Genomic DNA, 19,061 nt, shown 5'->3' with positions numbered 1-19,061 from the left:
GTGAGGCTCGCCCTCGTATACGGCGTGCTGGCCGTCGCGCTCGTGGGGCTCGTTCTGGCCTCGCTTCTCGTGGGCGCGGGCAACCTCGACGACGCCACGCTTCGTACGACCTTGCTCACCCTTCGTGCATCGCGACTCGGGGCGGCTCTCCTCGTGGGTTCAGCGCTCGCCGTGGCGGGGTTGGTCATCCAGGGGCTGTTTCGCAATCCCTTGGCGGATGCATCGGTGCTGGGCACGTCGGCCGGGGCCACCCTTGGAGGAAGCGCCGCGGTGCTCGGCCTCGAGGTGCTCTTGTCCGGGCGCGGTCCGCGCGGCGTCTCGCCCGATGCGGTGCTCCCCGTGGGGTGCCTGCTCGGCGCGCTCGTGGCGCTGGGCATCATCCTCGCGCTCCTGCGGCGGGCCGGCGATCTGCTGTCGATCATCCTCACCGGTTTTCTCCTGTCGTCGCTTTTTCTCAGCCTGGAAAGCCTGGTCACCAGCCTCGCGCAGGAGCGCTGGGAGCTCGGGCGCGCCGTCGTGGCGTTCACCTTGGGCGGCCTCAGTGCCACGGGGCCGCTGCACCTGGCGCTCGCCGCGCCGTTGGTCGTCGCGGGCATCGGGGCAGCATGGTTCTGGGCGAAGCCGCTCGATCTGCTCCTCTCGGGCGACGAGGAAGCGACGTCGCTGGGCGTGAACGTCGCCGAGGTGCGCCGCTATTGCGTGCTCTGGATCGCGGTGCTCACCGCCGGCGCGGTTTCTCTGGGCGGGAATCTCGCCTTCGTGGGGTTGCTCGTGCCGCACGCGTTGCGGCCGCTCCTCGGCGTGGAGCATCGCCGGCTGGTGCCGGTCACCGCCCTCGCGGGCGCCGTCTTCGTGGCCGCGTGCGATCTGCTCGCGCGATCCCTTCCCGCCCGCGGGGAGATCCCCCTGGGCGTGCTCACCGGGCTGCTGGGCGCGCCCGCGTTCCTGGCGATCCTCGCGCGCCTGCAAAAGGGGGCGCCGCATGCCTGACGCCTTGCGCGTGTCGGATCTCCGCATCGTACGCGGCGCGCGCACCGTGGTGGACGGCGTGACCTTCGCCGCGCAGGCGGGGCGCATCCTCGGCGTGCTCGGGCCGAACGGCGCAGGCAAGTCGTCGCTGGTCAAGGCCATCGCCGGCATTTTGCCCTACGAGGGCGACGTCGCCCTCGAGGGGACCTCCGCCGCGCAACTCGATCGGGCCGGGCGGGCGCGGCGCATGGCGTACGTGCCGCAGCAGTCGGAACTGCGCTCGCCCCTCTCGGTGCGCGAGGTCGTCGCCCACGGTCGCTACGCGCACCACGTGGGCCGCGTGCGTGGAACCGACGGCGATCGCGCGGCCATCGAGCGGGCGCTCCACTTGGGAGAGGCGGCATCGCTCGCCCATCGAGCCTTCACCGCGCTCTCGCAGGGCGAGCGGCAGCGTGTACTCCTCGCACGCGCCCTGGCCACGGAGGCGCGGCTTCTCCTTCTCGACGAGCCCACCGCCGCCCTCGACGTGGGGCATGCGCTGCGCCTCTATCGCTTGCTGCGCACGCTCGCGAAGGCCGGCTACGCCATCCTCGCCGTGCTGCATCCGCTGGAGGAAGCCCTCGACTGGACCGACGACGCCATCCTGCTGGAGCAAGGACGCATCGTTCTCTCGGGCAAAACCCGCGACGTCATCCGTGCGGGCTCACTCGAACGCGTCTACGGCGTGAACCTCGTGCCCAACGGCGCCCTTGGTTTCCGCCTGCCCAACGAGGAGCCGTCATGAGGGCGGTCACCACCTGGAACGTGGCGGCCTTCGTCGCCGCGCTCGCGCTCTCCACGTCGGCCGCGTGGAAGCCGCACCACGATACCGCGGCCACGCCCGAGACGCACGCCGCCGAGACCGCGACGACGTGGACCGATCATGGCGGCACCGCGTTGCCGCGGGCGCACTATGCGCGCATCGCCTCGGCGAGCTTGCTGACCGACCACCTCCTCTTGGCGCTGTGCGAACCGGAGCGCATCGTCGCGTTCACGCAGTACAGCGCCAACGAGCATGCCCGTGGCTTTCGCTTCCAGGGCAAGGCGACCATCGCCGCGACGAACGACATCGAGGCCATCCTGGCACTCCACCCGGACTTGCTCTTGGTGAGCAGCCTCGGCGATCCGCGCCCGGTCGCACGCCTGCGCGAGGCGGGGCTCGCGGTCTACGATTTGGGCGAGATGCACGGGATGTCCACCTTCGTGCCGAACATCCGCGAGGTGGCGGCCATCGTCGGGGCACCGGAGCGCGGCGAACGACTCGTGGAGTCGTTCGTCGCCTCGATGAAAGCCGTCGCCGCCGACGTGCCCCCCGCGTCGCGCAAACGCGGAATGTACCTCGCCGTCTATGGCGGTCGCTTCTTCGGCGGCGCCACCGGCACGAGCTACCACGACGTGATCTCCGCCGCCGGCTTGCTCGATGCGGCGTCGTCGTACCGCGACTGGCCGGATTACTCCTCCGAGCAAGTGCTGGCGCTGGATCCGGACGTCATCCTCACCAACGACGACATGCGCCTGCGCATCTGCGAGCACGCGGGCCTCGAGGGACTCCGCGCCTGCGCGTCCCCCGGCGGGATCGTCGAGCTCGATCGGGATCTCCTGGTCGACCCCGGCCTGGGCATGCTCGAAGCGGCACAACGCGCGCGCCGCGCCGTCTACGGTGACGGCGCGGCGACAGTTACGATGGGTGCGCCGTGAGCTCAGCGAACGAGCAGCGCCGAGGTCACACCGTAGGGCGATGCCGGAACCACGCTCTGGAACGGATGGGTCACGATGGTGGAGAGCTGCGAGGTCGCGACGTTCCACGCGACCACCGACCATGTCGTGGAGCCGCCGCTTCCCTGCGACTGGAGCCCGACGACGCGCCCCGCGCCGTCGTAGACCGGCGCCTGCGGGAAGTTCGCGAGCGCCGACCCGAGCGCGGTTTGCGTGGGGTTCCACGCGTACCAGCTGCTGCCTTTGTTCACGAAGGCGTGCGTTGCATCGGCCCACACGAGGGCGGACAGGCGATCTTGATCCGCGGTCTGATAGAGCCACGTCTTGGCGCCATTGGCGAGCGAAACCGACTCGATGCCGCGCCCGCGCCTCACGTTGCCATCGCGGCAACCCGTGTCGACGACGATGAGGCGATTGGCCGCGAAATCCGCGGTGACGGTTTGCGGATTGTCGCCCAAAAGGTCGATGGCCGCCCCCACGACGGTGTTCGTCGCCACGTTCACGGTGACGATTTGCCCACGCCAGCCGAGGCACTTCCCCACGTAGTCGGGCGCCGGGCCGAAATCGAATTGGTCGATGCGCTCGAGCAGGAAGTACGCGCGGCCGGTGGACGGATTGTACACGGCATCCTGCACTTCCACTTTGCCGTCGGGATCTCCCGGCGCGAGAAACGCCGAAAGGTCGATATTGCCCGATGCGGCACCGGTGGCCACGTCGATGATCTTCACCGTGTTCGTGGCATATCGCGCAACATAGGACTTGGTGCCCGCGGTGACGACCACGGTGCGCGGGTTGGAAGCATAGGATCCCGCGTCGGGCGAGTCGTTGACGTCGAGGGTGCGGCTGGCCGTCCAGGGCTTCGTCCCATCGAGCACGATGGCCTTGCCCTGCGCGCGCTCGAGGACGAAACCGTATCCTCTGTTGGCGGCCGCCACGGAATCTTGGTCGGCAATGGGCAAACGCCCGGCGACCGAATCGGGGGCCAATTTCACCACGGAGAGTTCTGCCTTGGTGAAATCCGTCCCGACGAACAGCGCATACGTCGTGCTCGCTGCGAGCGACTGCTCCTCGACGGGATCCATCGCGCCATCTTGGGCGCACGCTGCGACCGAAATCGCCAAAAGGGTACTACCGAATATCCATGTATGACGCATGACCGGCTCCAATGCCCCGCCGCTCCGCGGGGCTTAGGGGATCGGGGCACGGCAAAGCGACCATCGCCGCCGATCCCGGTTACCGTGGCGGGGGCCGTGCCGGATTCACACCGGCTTCCGATTCCATCGCGCGCGGATATCCGCGCACACAACGGCGACGCGAATATCGACTTCGCTGTTACTTCGCTCTCCCGAACAACGTCAAGCTACGCTTTTCGAATGTCGTAAAAAGGAGTCTTTTCCCCATGCGCGCTCTTTCCATTTGGTTATCCATCGTTGCCGCCAGCACCACGTGCGTCTTTGCCGCGTGCGGCTCGGATGACACGGTGGCGATTCCCCCGCCCGACAGCGGCACCGATGCCCGCACGAGCGATACCGGCACCGGGACGGACTCGGGATCCGATACCGGCACCGACTCCGGCGCCGACACGGGGACGGATTCCGGCTCGGACGCGAGCTTCGATGCGGGGCCGACCGACGGCGGGCCGAGCTCGCGTTTCGTGACCCGCGTCGTCTCATTCAATCCGGGCCCGTGCGCGGGTTACGGCGCGGACAAAATGCCGGGCGAGGTCATGGGCCCCCCGAGGGGCGGTGGCGACGGACAGGGCGGCCTGGAAGTCGTTTCGCTGGGCGTGAAGGGCGAAATCGTCTTGGCCTTCGAACCCAACGCCATCGTCGACGGCCCCGGCACGGACTTCCTGGTGTTCGAGAATCCGTTCAACGTCGCCGGCAATCCACAAAACCCCTACGCCGAGCCTGCAGAGGTCAGCGTGAGCGACGACGGCACCAATTGGAAAACGTATCCGTGCACAGCCACGGCGTACCCCTACGGGCCGTGCGCCGGATGGCACCCCGTGTATTCGACCCCCGACAATGGCATCTCGCCAACCGATCCCTCGAAGGCCGGGGGCGATCCCTTCGACCTCGCCGCCGTGGGCCTCTCCCATGCAAAGTACGTCCGCATCGTCGACAAGAGCACGCAAGCGTGCAGCGGCGGGGCCATCGCGGCGGGGTTCGACCTCGATGCGGTATCCATCGTGAACGCCGAAATCCCATAGAGCTCATTCGCGCGAGGCGCCCAGCGCGTCCGTAGCAAGGCCCATCCGCATCCGTTTATCCTTCGCGGCCAGCAAGCACGCACGCGCATTACGCTCGCAGCTGGATCATCGTTGCCTCATCTCGACATCGGCCATCAATGGCTGCATCCTTTTGGGCAATGAGCCACGTCGATGACTTGCTGGCCCAGGCGTTGGCGCTCCCCGACGAAGAGCGGGTCCAGTTCGTGAGCAAATTGCTCCTCGAACCTGGGCTCGAATCGACGGGGCGAGGCGCAGGCATTTGGGGCCTTCTCACCTTGCTTGAAAGCCTCGTCGATCCGGTCCGGCTTGACGCTTTTCGTTGCAAAGCGACCGCCGCACGCATCGAGCGCATTTTTGGGCAAGATGCCGCGCTGCTGGACATCTATGCCCAACAGCTGGGCCGCTGGAAAGACGAGCCACTGACCGAAAATCAGTTCGCCGAAGTGGAACGACTGACCGGTGTCATTGCCAAGTCCCGCAATGTCGTCTCGGCCATTCTGGAATTGGCACGAGAGCTCGAGACCGGAACCACCGCACAAACCCTCGAGCACATCGACCAAGTCGTGAACGGCGCGGGCTTCGACCCAACTGTCTCCTGAGTCTCGTAAGTCCTCACTCGCTGGCGCCGGCGGCCGAAAGGCCTTCACGGGCCAACGCATGCTTGGGCGCCACCTCGAGGATGCGCCGGAACTCGCGAATCGCATCGCCGGCCTTCGATGCCTTGAGGTACGACCACCCTAGCCCCGAGCGGATCTCGACGTCCGCTGGGTACGCGTCGGTGATCTTTTTGTATACGGCCGCCGCCTCGCCAAAACGACCGAGATTGTAATAAGCATAGGCCAACTTTGCATTGGCCGAGTAATTGTTCGGATCGAGCTTCAACGTTTCGCGCGCCGCACTCTCCACGTCGGACCAGCGGCGCATCGCGATTTGCGGTGCCAATATGCCGAGGCGGGATTCGACGGAGCGGGGCTCGAGTGCACTCGCCTTGGCGTACGCATCGACCGCTTCGGCGTGGCGCCCCAGCTTGTACAGCAGCCACCCGCGCCGAACCTGCGCAACGTAGCCATTGCGGGCCGCGCCCGGAAGTGCGTCCATCGGAGCGAGGGCATCCTGCAATTTGCCAACGGCCTCGGCGTCGTACGATCGCTGGAAAAACTCTTGGGGATTCGGTTGCGGGTCGGCCCCTGCCGGGACGACGCCACTGAACGCGCACCCGAGCAGCATGAGGGCAAACCACTTTTTGGCGCTCATGATGATGTCTCCTTCTTCAATAGAGGTTCTTCGTAGGGGGAAAGGACGCATGCATCGTTCGGCGACACGCGCTCGGCGCGGCGGGTGACGCCGCGAACGGTGAGCTCGATGGCCACGGGCCCCTCACCGCGCGCGAGCCGAACGCGCGTCCGCAATCGCGGAACACCGTGCCGATCCCGGCGCTGCGATTCACCGGCGATGATCCAATCGCGGCCCTCGCGGTGCATGCGGTAAAGCATTTCGATGCCGTCGCGGCGAAGGAATGGCGCCACGAAGTCGGCCAAGATGCGCACGGGAAGCGAACGCCATCGTTGCGCAGGCAACCGATCCGTCCAGAGGAGTGACGCGTTGCACTCGAGCGGCACGCGCGGGAGAGCCGCTCGCAGCAAATGCACCACCGAGTGCGCATCGCCCACGGCATCGAAGGCCGTAAAGAAGTCGTCCGCGCCTTTTCCATAAAAGAGGGTGGCCTCCCGGTCCTTCGATTGAATGCGCAGCCTGCCGTACACGTCGGCGTCGCACACCACCTCCTCGACGTCGCCTCGCGTGCGGAACGACCAACATGCCCCATGGGAAAGTCCGAGGTACGCGGGCATTTCCTCGTCCGGCTCGAGATTGCGCGCGGCCGTGCCTTCGCTGGGAAGGAGCGTGCGCTCCAAGCGGAGCCCGTCGCCTGCTACGGTCACCACGTCGTCGAAGCGGCATGGGAGGGTGGGCGCGCCAAGCTCCGGCTTCGCTTGCAATTGGAAATGCAGGTGCGGCTCTGGAGAGCGCCCCGAATTGCCGGCGAGCCCCACGACTTGGCCGCGCATGACCCATTGCCCCACGACGACCTTGACGCTGCCGCGGGCCAAGTGCCCGACCAGCGAATAGAGCCCCGGCCCATGGTGAACGAGCACGTGATTGCCCCAATTGCGCTCCAGATTCACCTCGCCAATGCCATTGTCGACGATGTTCGACTCGGCCGAGACCACCGTCCCCTCGGCCACTGCGAGGACGGGCAATCGGTGGCAGTGGAAATCCTCCGGTGCCGTTCCCGCGCCCGCATGAAAGCGGCCCTCGTCATCGACGACCTGGAAATCGAAGGCGTGCCGCCACGGCCCCTTGTGGGTGAAGGCACCATCGACACCTTGCGTACACACCCACGTCCCTCGGTAGGGAAGCCGAAACGAGATGGGATGAAGCGAATCGAAGCGCTCGAGCCGCGTACGCACATAGGCGAGGTTCTGCTCCGGAGTGCCTGGCAGAAAGTCCACCGACTTGGGGCTCGCATCGTGGGTGCGCCGGCGCATGGCCAGTAGAAAACCGAGCAACGTCACATTGAACGGCAGAATGAGCGCAGGCACGCCGAGGCGCGCGAGTGGCGCGATCAGCCCCACGGCCACCAATGCCGAGACGGCGGCCCCCAGCAGCGCGAGCCCGAACGACGAGGGCGACGGAACGAAAAACACGCCGCCCAGCGCCATCGCCGTGAGCACGGCATTGTAACCGAGTACGCTCATGGCCACGCCGCCGAGCCACGGCATCGCCCCATGAAGGACGTAGACCATGCCGAACGAGAGCACCGCGAGCAACGCCGCCACGCGGCTGTGAATCAACAGCGCGAGCAGAATGAGCAGCCCTGCATCGAGCCGAGGCAGGAAAAAGAGCCCGCCCAGGCTTCGTGCAAATTGAGCCATCACGGAATCACCGGCGTCCGCCGCGTGGACGGCCGGTGCAAGGCCAATGAAGCCCGCCGAGTTCAAAATGAAATAGAAGACCAGGAGAAACGGGATGGAGAGCGACGGCAAATTGGCCAACCCACCGAGCAGCGACCGCAGTGCGCTCGTGAAGAGCACGCAGGCGGCCGCGGCAATCACCGTGATGAGCCACGCCGGATCGGTCGCCTCGAACGATTGCCCAATTCCGAGGCCGACCAGCAGCGCATTGTACCCATAGGAGCCATCTTCGACGGCGTCCTTCTCCAAATCGAAGAGCAGCGCAAAGCCATTGGCCGCGCACGCGGCGATGCCGCCGAAGACGAACGCGCGCGGACTGACCATCGTTGCCAGCACCACCAGCAGACCCACCACGGGGGACCGTGAAAAGAGGATATGCGCATAGATTCTTGCAAACGATTTGGCCATGTCCTTCGTCGTCATACGATCCAGTCCGGCACGGCTTCGACCGTGGTAAAATCTTCGAGCTTCTCCGCCCGGCGAATGGCGCCCACGCGTCCGCCCTCGCCAATCATGATCACCGCCGGGCGAAGGGCGATGAATTGATGCCACTGGGTCAGGTTGTAAGCCCCCACGTTGCGGAACACGACCTTCTCGCCTACCGATACGGCGGGGAATTGAATGGTGTCGCGCACCACGTCGATGTTCATGCACAATGGGCCGAACATCACGGTGGGCTCCAACATGGCGCCGAAGTCTTGCGCCGGCACGACGTCGTGCTTGTACCAAAACGACGTAAAGAGAAGGTTCACTCCGGCGTCGAGCACCAAGCCGCGGCGGCCGTCGGGTAGGCGCTTTTGCGCCTCCACGCTGGCCACGAGGTAGCCCGCGTCGTCCACCAGGGCGCGCCCCGTTTCCAGCACCAACGTGGGCAGCTCTTTGGCGGGGCCGTCGAGTTCCGCCAGGCCGTCGCAGATCGCGTCGGCGTAACGGGCAAACGACGGGGACGCCTGCTCGCCGTGCAGGTACTGCGCCTTGAGCGTGTTCTTCGAGGCAAACCCGCCGCCGAGGTCGAGAAAGGAAAGGCGAATCCCGTGTTCCGCGCGGATCTCGTTGGCCAGGCGCGCCATTTTCGAGGCCGCTTTGCCATACGCGTCCGGGTCGAGGACGAACGTGCCGATGTGGCAATGCAACCCTACCAAATCGAGCTGGTCACCGCTCACCAGCCGCGCCACGGCCTCCTTCGCCTGGCCGGACTCCAGGTTCAAACCGAATCGGCTCCACGAGGAAATGCCCTCGATGGTCATGTTGACCCGGATGGCCACCTTGGGGCGCAGGTTCATCTTGCGCGCGAGTCGTTCGATGCGTGCCAATTCATCGAAATTGTCGATGTGCACGATGGACTTGCCCGCCAGCGCACGCTCCAGCGCCGCGTCCGGCTTGTAGGGCCCGTTCCAATGGATCCGGTCGGCGGGCACCCCCGATTGAAGGGCCTTGTCGTATTCGAACGGCGAGACGACCTCGGCAAACGCCCCCTCCTTGTGAAACGTGCGGCAGATGGCCTCGAGGTAATTCGTTTTGTACGACCATGCGATGCGCACACGCGCCCAACGCCGCGCGAACGCCTCGTGCAGCTCGCGGTAACGGTTCACCAGGGTTCGCTGGGAAAAGACGAACAACGGCGAACCGTATTCGCGCACCAAGTCGTCGACGTTGACCCCGTCGATGTGGGTGAGCGGGCGCATGCCTTGCGGATGCAGACGTCCGAATTTGTTCATGGCCCCCATTTGGTGGCGCACGATGGCCGGGGGTTCGTAAATGGGCTGCAGCGATGCGGACTGGGTCACGGTACTCCTCCTGAGCGAACGATTTCACCCGTGGTGACGATGCTCTGAAAGTCGCCGATGCGCGCCACCTGGTCGATGGAGATGCGCACGAACATGGTGCCGATTTCATAATCGTGAATGGGATCGACGCGTCGACCGAGCGCGAGCTCCACGGTTTTTCGCGGCAGGTTCATCCCTGCGGCGACGCTGAGGTAAACCCACGCTGGGAAGCGCGGATTGATCTCGATGACATGGTATTGCCCTTTCGCGTCGCGCATGGCCTCGATTTCGAACGGCCCGCGCCACTTCGTCGCACGCACGAACGCGCGACCGATGTCCACCAGATCCGAATCGCCCACGGTGATGCCTGCCCACCCCTTCCCCTTTTCGGTGAGCAGCATTTTCTTCATGGGAACGGCGCCCACCAAGTTGCCCTCACCGTCGCCCACGCCGACGAGGTCGAGCTCCTCCCCCGCCACGTACTCCTGCACCAGCACGGGCACGCCCCACGTGGCCACGGTATGGTAATACGCAGAGAGCGCCTCGTCGAACGTCGTGGCCAGCGACGCTCCGTAGAACGTCCCCTTGACGTAGAAGGGATAGGGCACCCTCTCGTGAATGCGGTAAAGGTCGTCGGGGTCCGAGATCAGCGCCGAACGTGGAACTCGAATGCCCGCACGCTCGCGCAGCGTGGCCAGATTCACCTTGGACCGAAGCTCGAATTGCTCGCGTGTGGGCAGGCACATGGAGATTCCCATCGCACGAAGGCGCGGCTCGAGCGCAATGAACGAGGGCAGCTCTGCGTCGAGCGTGGGGATGATCACGTCCAGCTCGAAGCGCCGGTGCACGTATTCGAGCCGCGACAAGAAAGCTTCGATGCCCTGCGACGGATATGGAATCATGAAAACGTCGCCCACGATGTCGCGCGCATAGGCGCCGGGGTCGAGCGCATCGTAGGCCAAACCGACGAGCCGATCGTGGCCCCCGGCCGCGCGCAGCGATCGGATGACGCCCACCCCGGGCGCGGGATTGTCCGTGGCATTGAGTCCGGTAACGGCGATGGTGAGGGGGCGCGCGCTCATGGTCCATTGCCCTCGGCAGCCAGGCCGTGCTGGAGCAAAAGGGCCATGAAGTCGCCCACGTCGCGGGCGGGGTCGCCCGACCGCACGTCGAAGTTCTCGCTCAGTTGCCGCGCGATCTGCTCGCGCGAGAGCCCGTCCTTCAAGGCGCGCAGCACGCACAATCCCGTTGCATTGACGGTGAACGTCGACCCCGAAACGGGGTCGAATACGAAACCGGTATCGCTCGTGGCAAGCTCTTTGATTCGTGATCCCACGTGATTGATCCTTTCGACCAAAACCCCCTCCCCCTCCGGGGAGGCGGGGCTTGAGGGCCTCAAAACGACTTCGAAAATGACAAAGTGACGAAGTGCGCATCGCTCGAACCGACGTCCACGAGTTGGAGGCGGTTCGTCGCGTATGAAAGGTGGACGCGCAGCCCCCGCCCCGCATTCCACGTTCCTCCAATCCACCATCCCCACGAAATCCGCTCCGGAATGTTCGCGACGATGCGTGCACCCAAATACGCTGGGCGCACCTCGTCTCCATATTTACCTCCAGCCGCGAGGCTTCCCCATGCGCGCTCGAGCATCAGGGTCAGCGAGGGGGTGGCCAGCCACTGTGCATTCGTCCTTTGCAAGGCCGTGCCGGGTTCGACGCTGAATCCCCACAGCAATGGAATCTTCCACGAAGGGGCTGCGCGAAACACGTTCATATCGTGGTAGACGCTCAGCGACGCCTCGAGACGGACGTCCCCGAAAGCACTCCATCGTGCCGAAAGGCCCATATGGTGCGATGTACCGGAGAATCCGCTTCGGTCGAAGACGGCAGCGTAGTGGGCTATCGCGCCCGTGTTTTTTCCGGCATAACCGAAATTGAAGTACGCGTCGTGTTGCTCCCAGGACGCGTAGCTGCGCTGCGCCCCGAAGGTGTACCGGTAGGCTCCCCCCGCCGTCCATCCCGCGCGGTGCGACACGTCGAGCGATGCGATGGCGCTTCCTCCGTAATCCCGAAACGCATGGTTCGGATAGAAATACGCCGAGACCCCGAGGCCGGCCGCGGCGCCGAAGGCCGGCGTTTCCCTGGAGGTGCAATACGAAATACCGTCGCGCGCGGAAGCGTGCTCGGGTTCGAGCTCCAGGGCCACGAGGAACTGTTCGCGGGCGAGGCCGCAAGATCCGAGGTACGCGAGCGCCCAACCGAGTCCCGCCCGCGCCCCCGCCGCACGCGGCGAGCGCTCGAGGGCCATTCGGTAGGCCTCTTTGGCTTTGGTGTAATTTCGAAATCGAAGGGCAAGGTCCCCCATGCGTGCAACGACGGCATAGTCTTGCGGGTACGCCGCCGCTGTGGATTCGAGGGTGCGAAGGGCCGCGTCGAGATCTCCGCTCCGCTCCTGCGCCGTGGAGCGTGCCATGGCCTCGTCGTAGGGGTCGAGGGGGTTCGCTCCGACGGCCATCGCGGAGGCGAGAAAGACGATGCCTGCATTCACGACATGCGAGTGCCAGCGTGGGCGAAAAGCGGGTCAATCGATTTACGTTAATTCGATTTAATATTTTCGAGGCGCGCGCGCAGCGGCTCTGCATGAACGCTGTCGCCGTGGCGCGCGAGAAACTCCATGATGGCCGCGCGCTCGTCGTCGTCGCGCGAGAGCTTTTGCAGCGCGCGGATGCGCCCGTACCGAGCTTCAGCCTCCAGAGAACCGCCGCCGCCCTCGAGGTATCGATCGAATTCACCGAGCGCCGCCGCGGCCTCGTTGCGCGCGAGCGACAATCGACCGAGCGTCACCCGCGACGCACGCGCCTCGACGCTCTGGGGATAGCGCTCGATGAGAACGCGGTATGCGACCATGGCCTCGTCGGTTCGCCCTGCCGCAACCAACATTTGGGCATCGTTCAACAGAGCCTCGGCGCTCCGTTCGGAATGCGCCTCCGCCTTCGCAGGTTGATGACGCGTGCCTTCGCGATGGGATGCAGCGGGCTCCGGTGCCGGTTCGGGAACGAGCTCCGGCGCGGCGCTCGACATCGGCTTTCGAGCCGGCGGTGGAGGCGTGGCGGTCGCGGCGTCCTCAACCTGCGGCACCTGCATGCGCTCGCGGCGATGCATCATCTCGGCCGCGAGCACGACCAACGTCGCGGCAATGGCCACGGCCGCAAGCAAGGTCGCCACCGCGCGCCGCACCGTGGCGCGACTCCAGCGCGGCGACGGACGCGTGTGCTCGTTCATCGACAGGATTCGCTGGGCCATCGCCTCGTCGGACATCTCGCTCGCTTCGCGCGCCGAGCCAAGGCGCCCGAGGTCGGCCCAAAATGCAGCCTCTTCGGCCACCTCGGGGACGTTCGCCGCCTCGTAGCTCCGGCGAAACTCCGCATCGTCGGGACCGATCCGCACCCCGCGCGCCTCCGCCGCGACGATGGAGATCCATCGTTCCTCGTCCATCGTCCTCACGGCTCTTTCCTCCGAACGATGCGCTCGCGCAGCGACGCAATTCCCACACGGATGCGGCTCTTCACGGTATTCGGACTCGCCTCCGTGATTTCGGCAATCTCCTCGACGGTGTACCCCAGCGCATGGTGCAGCGTGATCGCCTCGCGCTGGAGCTCGGGCAGCGAATCGAGGTAGACGCGCACATCGTGCCCGCTCGCTTCGTGCGAGGGCGCGGGTGCGGCCACCGCGGCCCCCTCCAACACGTCACCGCCCAGAACGTGCCCCTCGTGCTGCCGGCGTGCGCGCAGGTACTTGAACACCGTCCGCGCGGTGATGCGGCGAGCCCACGCTTCGAGTTCCGCCTCCCCGCGGTAAGTTCCCGCGCTTCGTAGAATGGCCAACATGGCGAGTTGCGCCGCGTCGTCGGCATCGGCCGCACTCCGCAGCACCGCACGCGCCACACGGCGCACCCCCGGAAGGAGCGCGGAGACCATCCACGCTTGCGCATCGCGATCCCCCGCCCCCGCGCGCCGGACGGCCTGCAGCGGCGTCGATTCGCCCTCGCGCGAATCCCGCGAAGAAAGCTCCTCCGGGATCGAGAAGACCCGGCTGGCCGCGGCTGCGTCGTCGACAATCACCGTCGTGATGTGTCCCTGCGCACCAAAATCGGGTCACTCCATCTTCGAGCGGCGCGGCCCCGCCGCCACGGCCGCGGGGGCTCTCGAGCCCGGCAACGCCAATTGAAAGCCGACGCCACCGAGAAAGCGCACGGCATCCGTCTCCACGGCCATGAAGGGCGCTCCGTTCGAAGGGAGGCGATTCAGCGGAACATCGAGCCCGCCCCAAAGTGCCAATGCGATCTGCTCCGTGAGCCGAAATCGCACACCGGCCGTGGGCGCGACACTCACCAGGAGATTCGTGGCGCTGGTGGACCGCTCGAATCGGCCGGACGGCCCGGGCGCGCCCGGCCCAGCCGCGAACATGGGGCCATTGGGTACATCCGCCGTGCGCGTCACGGCGTCGAAGGTGACGCGCGCACCGACATCGAACGACCCCAGGCCACCGCCGAAGTCGATGCGGTACCCGGTCATGGCAAACACAGGATGCCGCGAAAGTTCCAGCGATGGCTGCTCGCGCAAGGTCTGAATCGGCATGATGTCGTAACCCACGCCGACGTGCAGACGCGGAATCGGCAGCCATGCCGCCGACAGCGAAATGGCATGTTGCCATGGCACCGAACGACCGAAGGTGCCGCCCGCATACCCCGCCGACAGCGAAAAGCGCTCCGCCTCCGGGCCGCGAGGCGACACCACGCCCCGATCCGGCGCACGCGCCTCGCCCCCTGCCGACACGACCGACACGGAAGGTGCCGGCACCACGACTTCCTCGGATTGCGCGGCCACCGGCACGATGTCGGTCGCGGCGGCCTCCACCGGCTCCATGGCCACGGCACGCCCTTCGAGCACGTCCATCGCGCTGGACGCCGCCACATTGGCCACGCTTTCCAGCGCCGCCGCCGTCTGCCCATCCGGGGCCGCCACTTCGCGGCGAAACGTGCGCTCGTTGTCCTGCACCAGCAGGTAAACGACGAGCTTGTCCGCCGCCTCGGGTTGAATCCACAGCACACCGCGGGCCGTCCATTTCCCCAGCAGTGCCCGAGCCTCCGCGCGCCGCGCCTCGAGCGATGGCTGGGCGGATCGAACGACATGGATCGCCGCCCCACCTGCACGGATGTGCGCCGCGGCCAGGGTGGCGGCCCGTGCCTCGAGCGACCCCGTCGCTGCCTCGGGCGCCATCAGCACGAACACGGGGCGCTCTGACGGATTTTTCTGCGCACCGCGAATCGATTCCGCGTGCGGCGCATCGGCCATCGCTATTCGGGAATGAAATGCGATTGTCAAAATGACCATCGCGGGTTGCCCCCAACGACCGAATCGCACCCACGCCATGGGAGGCAGCTTGCTATGTTCCCCCCAGCGTGTCCACCTCCGCCGGTTGGTCGAAAATGCCTTGACCCATGTATCCCATCATGATTGCGAGCGTGCGAAAAGCATTGGCCACTTCGCGTGCGCGGCGGCATCCCGGGATGGGAATCCATCCCAGGCTCTTACATCGGAGAAAGACGTCCTCGCGATCGTTCGAAGCGGGGTGCACCTCGGTCACGTCGGACCAAGGAAACGATCGATGCACGCTGCTGCCATCGGCGAACTCGTAGCGAAGGAAGGCGCGCGTGGTCGTGAGGACGAGGATCTTCGTGCGCGAGAGTGCGCCGGCGCTCCCCAGGACACCGAGGATTGGAGCGTCCGCCCCCGATGCGGGCAAGGCCTCCTCCAAAAGCTTCGCACGCTTCGCGGAAAGCTCACCCAGCGTCACCTCGTTGCCCTGCAGCGAAGATAGGACGCTCTCCAACACGCTGCCCACCTGATGTTCCGTGGAGGAATCGAACCACGGCCCGTCGTCGTGCAGCCGATGGCATGCGCGATCGCCGAACGCCGTCGGATACGCCTCGTACGCGGGAGCGGCGTGGGGAGCTTGGTGCAGCGCCGTCTGAATCGCCCACGCCATGCGGAGAAAGGACGATATCCCCACGATGGTGGCGGCATCGAAGGAGCCACCTTGAAGGCCTCGCACGGCAACGTGGGCCCCGCTCGCAAGCGGGCGCAGTTGAATGCCCCAATCGGCGGGGTAATACTCGCGCCGGCGGCGCGTCGGATACCAATTCCAGTCCAGATGGCATAAGCCCAACGTCGCTTCGAGCTGATCGAGCGTCCACGCAAGCGTCGGATCGCTCGACCACCACGACCCATGCGCAGGGAGAAACGCCGCCGGGGCGGGCACGCCGCACGGCAAAATGCCATGGTGCTCGCCGCGGTGGACGCTCAATCCGCCGGGAGGGTCGTCGCCATGGACTTCGCCATAGAAATGGCGGCCCGTCCCATTGCGGAACAAATATTCCACGGCGTCCGCACGCTCTTCGTCGACCGACACGAGTTCCGCACCAAAACGCTCCGCTTCGGCGATGACTGCGAACTTTCGCACCAATCGTTCTTCGAAATACATGGACTCCGTACGCGCGATTCTTTCTCTTGGAAAGGGATCGTACGCGTTGGATGCCGCGGGTGCTGCATTACTTTTCATCGTGCAGCACCCTTTCGTCCATGAGAAATGTACCTTCTCACACGACAGCGGCGCGCGCTGACCGATAGGATCGAGCGCGCGCCGTTCTTCCCTCTACTTCTTCGGTTTTTTGCCTTTGGCCCACCCCACGTACTTGTTGAAGAAGTCCAGGCTATTTTTGTGACCAATCTTGCCGTTGATGCCCGAGGAGTAGAAGCCTCCGTCGCCGTCCGAGATCCCCACGTGGCCCCATTGGCTGATATTCCAAAAGACGAAGGCGCCGTACGGAGCATTCTTGTTTTTGTGGATCTCCACGCTCTGCCAATGCTCCTTGGCGTCGGCGTACACGTATCGGGTGCCATAGGCAACCTCGACTGCCGTTTCGCACTTGTGCTCATACTCCGTGCTGCCGACGTGGTTCTTCATCCACTTGACCGCTTTCTTCTGCGCGTCGGTGGCGGCGGGCGCGGCCTCGCTATCGACCTCCATCGAGTCTTCGGAGACGAGGGGTTCAGGGTCGTAGTCGCTGGTGTTCGGCTCCTGCGGCGAAAGCCCGAGTTCGGCAAGGGCCTGCTCCATGGCGAGGTCCGACGACTCCGTGTCCTCGTCACCAGTCGCTGCGCAGCCAGGTGCAAAAGCAAGAACACAAGCCCCTGCGAGCATCGTAACGGCCAGCCATTTCGACGTTTGTTGCGTCAGTCTCGTGGGTCGTTTCATGTGCGCCTCTCTCCTGTTTAGGGGGAACGTTGGGGTGTCGTCTTCCGGAGATAGTGCACGCGATATGCCGTTATCCAACTTTCCGATCATCCACCTATTTTCTCGAATATCGTGATTACGCGACGCTATTGCGCAAAATAGCGCTCATGTAGAACTGCACATTTCCGCGTCCACGGGGTGGATCGCCCAAGCGAGAAGGAAAACCGCCAAGACGCCCAACCCTTGGCGGTCTTGGCGTCTTGGCGGCTCCAAATGCCCCGAAATGTCGTCACATGGGCGATGCGCCGTGGGCCAATTGCTCGTTCATGATGAGCACGGCGCCGAGGCCGTGGAGATCGTTCGTCGCCCGCGGTCGGTTGAAATAGTACGACAAGCTGCCACCCGCGCCCGTACCCACACAAATCTGCGTGACGTTGGTCAAGCCATCGCTTCCCACGTTCATGCGCGCCAGCACGCCCTGGTAGCCTTTGCTCGCCACGGTGCCGAAGCGACTGGGCACGTAACCGCGCTGCACCGCGCGCGAGGTCACGTACGTGTACATCGCCGAACACGACGTTTCCGTCCAATTGCCGGAAACACTGCCCTTGTCCACGACTTGGAACCAGCGGCCGCTCGCCGGATCTTGGTAGCGTTCGAACGCGCTCACCAGATTGCTCACGTTGGTGAGCAATGGCGCCCGGCGCGGATGGTCCGCGGGGAGGATCTCCAAAATGTCGATGCTGGCCATCGCATACCAACCCACGGCCCGGCACCACTTTTCCGGGGACAGGCCCGTGGTGGGATTTGCCCAGCTTTGCGCCTTGGCCTCGTCGTAGGCATGATAGAGAATCCCGTCGGCCGCAATGAGGTGCCGGCCGTAGAGGGCGAGCTGGTTCGACGATTCGTCGTTGGCGTAGGTGGATTCACCCACCGTCTGCCCGTACCGCGCCACGAAGGGCGCCACCATGAAGACGCCGTCGGCCCACAATTGATGACGCAGACTCGTCGAGTGCCAAAAGGCAGCATCCGACGTGCGCGGATAGGTCTTCAGTCGATTGCGAATTTGCGTGGCGGCCGTGCGGTATTTCGCCTGGCCCGTCTCCTGGTACAGGGCCAAAACGACATTGCCCGATTCCATGCTGTCCAAGTCGTTGAAGCTGTTGGAGATGTGCCCATTGGCGTCGACGAAGCGATCGACCCACTGCTTGATGTACTCGAGGTAACGCGGATTGTGCGTGCGCTTGTACACCAGGTATTGGCCCCACAAATACAGGCCTTGCGTGTATCCCCATCCGCCGAACGACGATGGGGTGAAGCGCTTCATCGTGGATTCGACGATGGCCACCGACCAGTCTTCCGGCGGCGCGAGATCCTCGGATAACTCGGAAAGCGCGGCGGGCTCCGAAGCGGGGCTCGCCGGCCCTTCTTCCTCCGCAGGAAGCGTACAGGCCGCGACCCCGAACGATGTCCCCAACGATGCAAAGAGCGCGAAGTGACGAAGACGCACGTTCATCGAATACCCTCCCGGTCATGACACCGGGGGCACTATAATGACGCACGTCATCGCAATCAAGACGCTCGCGGCGCGTCGAGCCCTTCCTACCGATTCGCCCCCCGACTGGAGAGCTCCTTCCGCATGAAGAGGCGCGCATTCCCCGGTGGAAGACTCTCGATGCGGCCAAATACCTCGTAGCCGGCATTTTCGTAAAACTCGGGCGCGTGAATCATCATGGTAAACAGAACCGCTTTGGCACAACCCCGCCGAACCGCCTCGGCCTCCGCCATGGCCAATGCGCGCTTTCCATGGCCTTGCCGGCGCAGCGATTCGGGCACGAAGAAGTAATCGACGAAAAACACGCCCAGCGACGTTCGCCCCACGAGGCCGCCGATGACCTCTCCGGTCGCCTCGTCCACGATGTGCACGTCCAACGGCGTCACGTCGGACATTCCCGTGCGCGCATCGTTGTACCGATCGAGCCGGTCGTTGATGAGGGTGCGGGCTTTTTCGTCGGCGACGTCCGTCAGGTTCAGGGAAACAGAGAGACTCATTTCGAAGTTCCTATTCGTTGGG

Annotated in this window: 19 protein-coding genes and 1 riboswitch; of the genes, 5 read left to right on the top strand and 14 right to left on the bottom strand. The window is 65.2% G+C overall.

From position 1 onward, the window contains the following. The 3 genes from LVJ94_50460 to LVJ94_50450 are packed head-to-tail and all read left to right on the top strand — an operon-like array spanning nucleotide 1 to nucleotide 2,706. Nucleotides 1-990 (top strand): iron ABC transporter permease, encoded by a 990-nt coding sequence (locus LVJ94_50460; protein ID WXB05106.1) that lies wholly within the window; start codon nucleotides 1-3, stop codon nucleotides 988-990. Then, nucleotides 983-1,753 carry an ABC transporter ATP-binding protein gene (locus tag LVJ94_50455; protein ID WXB05105.1) on the top strand — a complete coding sequence of 257 codons (771 nt, stop codon included), beginning with the start codon at nucleotides 983-985 and terminating at the stop codon, nucleotides 1,751-1,753. The genes LVJ94_50460 and LVJ94_50455 overlap by 8 nt, the downstream gene beginning before the upstream one ends. Next, nucleotides 1,750-2,706, top strand: coding sequence for an ABC transporter substrate-binding protein (locus LVJ94_50450; GenBank protein WXB05104.1), 957 nt, complete (start codon nucleotides 1,750-1,752; stop codon nucleotides 2,704-2,706). Before LVJ94_50455 ends, LVJ94_50450 begins: the two co-directional genes overlap by 4 nt. A gap of 2 nt (nucleotides 2,707-2,708) precedes the next feature. Here the strand turns inward: LVJ94_50450 and LVJ94_50445 are convergent, their stop codons facing one another. Further along, entirely contained in the window at nucleotides 2,709-3,806 is a 1,098-nt protein-coding gene (locus tag LVJ94_50445; protein WXB05103.1) for a glutaminyl-peptide cyclotransferase, read from the bottom strand. Nucleotides 3,807-3,927: 121 nt separating this feature from the next. Further along, nucleotides 3,928-4,050, bottom strand: a riboswitch (cobalamin riboswitch). Nucleotides 4,051-4,123: 73 nt separating this feature from the next. Between LVJ94_50445 and LVJ94_50440 the strand changes: the two genes are divergently transcribed. Together LVJ94_50440 and LVJ94_50435 are read left to right on the top strand one after the other, a co-directional pair. Further along, entirely contained in the window at nucleotides 4,124-4,936 is an 813-nt protein-coding gene (locus LVJ94_50440) for a hypothetical protein (protein WXB05102.1), read from the top strand. Between the two features lie 158 nt (nucleotides 4,937-5,094). Beyond that, entirely contained in the window at nucleotides 5,095-5,556 is a 462-nt protein-coding gene (locus LVJ94_50435) for a hypothetical protein (GenBank protein ID WXB05101.1), read from the top strand. A 13-nt stretch (nucleotides 5,557-5,569) separates the two neighbouring features. Here LVJ94_50435 and LVJ94_50430 read toward each other — a convergent pair whose 3' ends face one another. From LVJ94_50430 to LVJ94_50370, 13 genes are all read right to left on the bottom strand, one after another. Next, nucleotides 5,570-6,211, bottom strand: coding sequence for a tetratricopeptide repeat protein (locus LVJ94_50430; GenBank protein ID WXB05100.1), 642 nt, complete (start codon nucleotides 6,209-6,211; stop codon nucleotides 5,570-5,572). Further along, nucleotides 6,208-8,352 (bottom strand): urea transporter, encoded by a 2,145-nt coding sequence (locus LVJ94_50425; protein WXB05099.1) that lies wholly within the window; start codon nucleotides 8,350-8,352, stop codon nucleotides 6,208-6,210. The genes LVJ94_50430 and LVJ94_50425 overlap by 4 nt, the downstream gene beginning before the upstream one ends. Beyond that, nucleotides 8,349-9,716, bottom strand: coding sequence for a hypothetical protein (locus LVJ94_50420; protein WXB05098.1), 1,368 nt, complete (start codon nucleotides 9,714-9,716; stop codon nucleotides 8,349-8,351). The genes LVJ94_50425 and LVJ94_50420 overlap by 4 nt, the downstream gene beginning before the upstream one ends. After that, nucleotides 9,713-10,777, bottom strand: a complete 1,065-nt coding sequence (locus LVJ94_50415; protein WXB05097.1) for an ATP-grasp domain-containing protein — start codon at nucleotides 10,775-10,777, stop codon at nucleotides 9,713-9,715. Before LVJ94_50415 ends, LVJ94_50420 begins: the two co-directional genes overlap by 4 nt. Then, a complete protein-coding gene (locus LVJ94_50410) occupies nucleotides 10,774-11,031 on the bottom strand; it encodes a PqqD family protein (protein ID WXB05096.1) in 258 nt (85 codons plus the stop codon). The genes LVJ94_50415 and LVJ94_50410 overlap by 4 nt, the downstream gene beginning before the upstream one ends. Nucleotides 11,032-11,090: 59 nt before the next feature. Then, the gene (locus LVJ94_50405) at nucleotides 11,091-12,242 is read right to left on the bottom strand and encodes a tetratricopeptide repeat protein (GenBank protein WXB05095.1); all 1,152 of its coding nucleotides are present in this window, start codon (nucleotides 12,240-12,242) and stop codon (nucleotides 11,091-11,093) included. Between the two features lie 47 nt (nucleotides 12,243-12,289). Beyond that, nucleotides 12,290-13,198, bottom strand: coding sequence for a hypothetical protein (locus LVJ94_50400; protein WXB05094.1), 909 nt, complete (start codon nucleotides 13,196-13,198; stop codon nucleotides 12,290-12,292). Further along, nucleotides 13,195-13,815 carry an RNA polymerase sigma factor gene (locus tag LVJ94_50395; GenBank protein ID WXB05093.1) on the bottom strand — a complete coding sequence of 207 codons (621 nt, stop codon included), beginning with the start codon at nucleotides 13,813-13,815 and terminating at the stop codon, nucleotides 13,195-13,197. Before LVJ94_50395 ends, LVJ94_50400 begins: the two co-directional genes overlap by 4 nt. A 33-nt stretch (nucleotides 13,816-13,848) precedes the next feature. Further along, the gene (locus LVJ94_50390; GenBank protein ID WXB05092.1) at nucleotides 13,849-15,048 is read right to left on the bottom strand and encodes a hypothetical protein; all 1,200 of its coding nucleotides are present in this window, start codon (nucleotides 15,046-15,048) and stop codon (nucleotides 13,849-13,851) included. A 91-nt stretch (nucleotides 15,049-15,139) separates the two neighbouring features. Beyond that, nucleotides 15,140-16,216 carry a hypothetical protein gene (locus LVJ94_50385; protein WXB05091.1) on the bottom strand — a complete coding sequence of 359 codons (1,077 nt, stop codon included), beginning with the start codon at nucleotides 16,214-16,216 and terminating at the stop codon, nucleotides 15,140-15,142. 192 nt (nucleotides 16,217-16,408) lie between these two features. Then, nucleotides 16,409-17,011 carry a hypothetical protein gene (locus tag LVJ94_50380; protein WXB05090.1) on the bottom strand — a complete coding sequence of 201 codons (603 nt, stop codon included), beginning with the start codon at nucleotides 17,009-17,011 and terminating at the stop codon, nucleotides 16,409-16,411. A 268-nt stretch (nucleotides 17,012-17,279) separates the two neighbouring features. Next, nucleotides 17,280-18,503, bottom strand: a complete 1,224-nt coding sequence (locus LVJ94_50375) for a glycoside hydrolase family 88 protein (GenBank protein WXB05089.1) — start codon at nucleotides 18,501-18,503, stop codon at nucleotides 17,280-17,282. An 86-nt stretch (nucleotides 18,504-18,589) separates the two neighbouring features. Next, nucleotides 18,590-19,039: a GNAT family N-acetyltransferase gene (locus LVJ94_50370; GenBank protein WXB05088.1), complete on the bottom strand. Its 450-nt coding sequence runs from the start codon at nucleotides 19,037-19,039 to the stop codon at nucleotides 18,590-18,592. Between the last annotated feature and the right edge of the window lie 22 nt (nucleotides 19,040-19,061).

It is taken from the genome of Sorangiineae bacterium MSr11367 (assembly GCA_037157805.1).
GTDB lineage: Bacteria > Myxococcota_A > Polyangia > Polyangiales > Polyangiaceae > Pendulispora > Pendulispora rubella.
This window is presented reverse-complemented; position numbering and strand designations above follow the sequence as displayed.

Bases quoted from the DNA above. Each gene is read 5' to 3' on its own strand.
- LVJ94_50390 (WXB05092.1), bottom strand. From the start codon at position 15,048: ATGGCCGATGCGCCGCACGCGGAATCGATTCGCGGTGCGCAGAAAAAT.
- LVJ94_50435 (WXB05101.1), top strand. From the start codon at position 5,095: ATGAGCCACGTCGATGACTTGCTGGCCCAGGCGTTGGCGCTCCCCGAC.
- LVJ94_50380 (WXB05090.1), bottom strand. From the start codon at position 17,011: ATGAAACGACCCACGAGACTGACGCAACAAACGTCGAAATGGCTGGCC.
- LVJ94_50425 (WXB05099.1), bottom strand. From the start codon at position 8,352: ATGACGACGAAGGACATGGCCAAATCGTTTGCAAGAATCTATGCGCAT.
- LVJ94_50430 (WXB05100.1), bottom strand. From the start codon at position 6,211: ATGAGCGCCAAAAAGTGGTTTGCCCTCATGCTGCTCGGGTGCGCGTTC.
- LVJ94_50450 (WXB05104.1), top strand. From the start codon at position 1,750: ATGAGGGCGGTCACCACCTGGAACGTGGCGGCCTTCGTCGCCGCGCTC.
- LVJ94_50415 (WXB05097.1), bottom strand. From the start codon at position 10,777: ATGAGCGCGCGCCCCCTCACCATCGCCGTTACCGGACTCAATGCCACG.
- LVJ94_50370 (WXB05088.1), bottom strand. From the start codon at position 19,039: ATGAGTCTCTCTGTTTCCCTGAACCTGACGGACGTCGCCGACGAAAAA.
- LVJ94_50440 (WXB05102.1), top strand. From the start codon at position 4,124: ATGCGCGCTCTTTCCATTTGGTTATCCATCGTTGCCGCCAGCACCACG.
- LVJ94_50445 (WXB05103.1), bottom strand. From the start codon at position 3,806: ATGGATCCCGTCGAGGAGCAGTCGCTCGCAGCGAGCACGACGTATGCG.
- LVJ94_50375 (WXB05089.1), bottom strand. From the start codon at position 18,503: ATGAACGTGCGTCTTCGTCACTTCGCGCTCTTTGCATCGTTGGGGACA.
- LVJ94_50455 (WXB05105.1), top strand. From the start codon at position 983: ATGCCTGACGCCTTGCGCGTGTCGGATCTCCGCATCGTACGCGGCGCG.